This window comes from Saccharomonospora iraqiensis subsp. iraqiensis, assembly GCF_000430445.1.
Taxonomy (GTDB): domain Bacteria; phylum Actinomycetota; class Actinomycetes; order Mycobacteriales; family Pseudonocardiaceae; genus Saccharomonospora; species Saccharomonospora iraqiensis.
In genome coordinates, this window is record NZ_KE387122.1 from 31,844 (window position 1) to 34,477 (window position 2,634).

Sequence of the window (2,634 nt, forward strand, 5' to 3'; positions counted from 1 at the left end):
CCGACCTGGGCGCAGGTGGAGGCGGCGAGCAGTTGTTTGAGCTCGCGCTGCACCACCGCGACCGCACCGAGCAGGAGCGCCGTGGCGACCCCGGCCCAGACCACCAGCGTCGTCGCCCACCCGGTCGCGCTCAGCAGCGGGTGCAGGCGCAGCAGCAGGTAGGCCCCCGCCGCCACCATCGTGGCCGAGTGCAGCATCGCCGAGACCGGGCTCGGGCCGTCCATCGCCCGGGACAGCCAGAAACTGAACGGCAGCTGCGCCGATTTGCCCAGCGCCGCCAGCACCACCCCCGCGGCCGTGACGTCGACCCACCCGGCGGGCAGGTCGGCGAGCGCGTCGAGCGACAGGCCGCCCGCACCCCCGGCGAGCGCCGCCCCGGCGGCGACGTAGAGCCCGAGATCGGCGGCCCGGGTGGTCAGGAACGCCACGGCGCCGGAGGTCGCCCGGCGCGTCTCGTGCCACCGGAACCCGATCAGCGCGTACGAGGTCGCGCCCATCACCTCCCACGCCATCAGCAGGGTGAGCAGCGTGGTGGCGGTGACCGTGACCAGCATCGCCGCGGCGAACAGCAGCATCAGGCCGACGAACCGGGCGCGCGTCCCGTCCCGGGGGAGGTCGCCCGCGGCGAACACCAGCACCGCGAGCAGCACGGCGGTCACGGTCACCACGAGGACGGCGGAGAGTCCGTCCACCCGCAGCCCGGCCGGGATCCCGGCCAGGAACCCGTCGGACAGCTCCGGGCGGCCCACCGCGGCGGCCACGGCGAGGCCGAGCGCCACCACCGCCACGCCGATCCCCAGCGGGAATGCCCACCGGTCGGCGGGACGGCCGGTGCCGAGCAGCACCGCACCGGTCACCGACGGCAGGACGACGAGTCCGACGAGCACCGCGGTCATGGCACTCATCCCCGCAGATCCGCGGCCATGTCGGTCATGTCCACGTCCCGGGCCCGGAACAGCGCCGTGGTCACCGCGAACCCCGCGGCCATCTCCACCGCCATCGCGGTGATCGCTAGCACGATGAGCACCTGGCCGTCGGCGGGGCGTGGGGTGACGAAGTACCAGAACCCGGCGGCGCCCACGAGCACGGCGTTGATCATGAGTTCGAGGCCCATCATGATCATCACGACCGACTGCTGGGACAGCGCGCCGTACAGGCCGACGCTGAGCAGCGCCGCGGCCAGCAGCAGATAGTGCTCCAGGATCACCGGCCGACACCGCCCCGCACCGGGTCGTCGGGTCGACGGCGGTCCAGCCGGTCCCCGTAGCGGTCGTACCGGCCGCGCCGGGTGGCCAGCACCACGGTGGCGACGAGGGTGGCGAACAGCACCAGCCCCAGCACCATCATCACCAGCATCTTCGGCCCCATCAGGGCCGCGCCGAGCGCCCGGGTCGCCTCCGCGGGCGGGTCGGTGTCCGCCGAGGGCCAGTCGACGAGGAGGATGCCGGTGGCGAGCACACCGAAGGTGCCGACGGCGATGCCGAGCGCCCCGCGCCGGTTGTGCACCATCGTCATGGGCATCAGCCCGGCCGGGTTCATCATGTACATCACCATGAACACGACCATGATCAGCATTTCCATGATCATCATGAGCACGACGAGCACCCCGAGGTAGGTCAGCCCGACCAGCAGCAGCGTCCCGCCGGCGAGGACGAAGGACACCAGCAGCGCGAACGTGGCCCTGGCCATGGAGTCCACCCGGAACACCAGCATCCCGGCCACCACGGCCCCCGCCGCACACACCCAGAACACCACCTCACTCCCCACCGACCCCACCCCCCTCCCCGCGAGTCGCCACCCCATGCCCGCGAGTTGCCACTTCGTGCCCGCGAGTTGACACTTCGTGTCCGCGAGTTGCCACCCCACGCCCGCGAGTTGCCGTGTCCCGCCCGCGGGTCGGTATCCCGGTCACGGCACCGCCCCCGCGAGCACCACGAGGGACACCGCAAGCGCCTGCAGCAACGCCAGCGGAATCAGCACCACCCAGGACAGTTCCTCGAACCGCTCCATCCGCACGGTCGGCACCCGCCGCCCGGCCCAGACCAGGACGGCGAGGACCGCGAGCGTCTTGAGCACCGACCACAGCCACCCGGGCAGCAGCGGGCCGGACCCGCCGCCCAGGAACAACGGCACGGACATGGCCGCGCCCGAGACGAGCAGCAGCCACCGTCCGGCACGGAACACCAGTGCGTCCACACCGGACAGTTCAGCGGTGGCACCCCCCGCGACGTCCGCGTGCACCGGATGGTCGAACGGTGCCCGGAACGCCATCGCCGACACGGACGCCAGGAACACCACGAACGCCACCGGCATCCAGACCACGAACCACAACCGGTCCTGCGCGGCGACGATGTCGGCGATCCGCAACGACCCGGCCGCGATGGCGGCGGTGGTGAGCACGAACATGTGCGGCAGTTCGTAGGCCAGCCCCTGCGCCAGGAACCGGTAGCCGCCCACGAGGGCGAACGCCGAGTTGGCCGACCAGCCCACCAGCCACACGGCGGCCCACGCCACGATCTCCATGGCGTTGAACCAGACGAGCCCGACGGAGAGGTCCCCGACCGCCCAGCGGCCCAGCGGGGTGGCCAGCGAGGCCGACAGTGCGGCGGTGAGCAACGCGACGCCCGCCGCCCG

At 72.6% G+C, this 2,634-nt stretch carries 4 protein-coding genes; all 4 read right to left on the minus strand.

What is annotated here, in order from left to right:
* Positions 1–905 (minus strand): proton-conducting transporter transmembrane domain-containing protein (locus ACTIR_RS0118285; RefSeq protein WP_267879499.1); only part of this gene is annotated, 905 nt, incomplete at its 3' end.
* Positions 902–1,207: an NADH-quinone oxidoreductase subunit NuoK gene (locus tag ACTIR_RS0118290; protein WP_007026962.1), complete on the minus strand. Its 306-nt coding sequence runs from the start codon at positions 1,205–1,207 to the stop codon at positions 902–904. The genes ACTIR_RS0118285 and ACTIR_RS0118290, both read right to left, overlap by 4 nt.
* On the minus strand, positions 1,204–1,803 hold the full coding sequence (locus tag ACTIR_RS0118295) for an NADH-quinone oxidoreductase subunit J (protein WP_411431337.1): 600 nt from the start codon (positions 1,801–1,803) through the stop codon (positions 1,204–1,206). Before ACTIR_RS0118295 ends, ACTIR_RS0118290 begins: the two co-directional genes overlap by 4 nt.
* 105 nt (positions 1,804–1,908) lie before the next feature.
* A partial coding sequence (locus tag ACTIR_RS0118300) for an NADH-quinone oxidoreductase subunit H (protein WP_026455369.1) occupies positions 1,909–2,634 on the minus strand: 726 nt, incomplete at its 5' end.

Bases quoted from the DNA above. Each gene is read 5' to 3' on its own strand.
- ACTIR_RS0118295 (WP_411431337.1), bottom strand. From the start codon at position 1,803: ATGGGGTGGCGACTCGCGGGGAGGGGGGTGGGGTCGGTGGGGAGTGAG.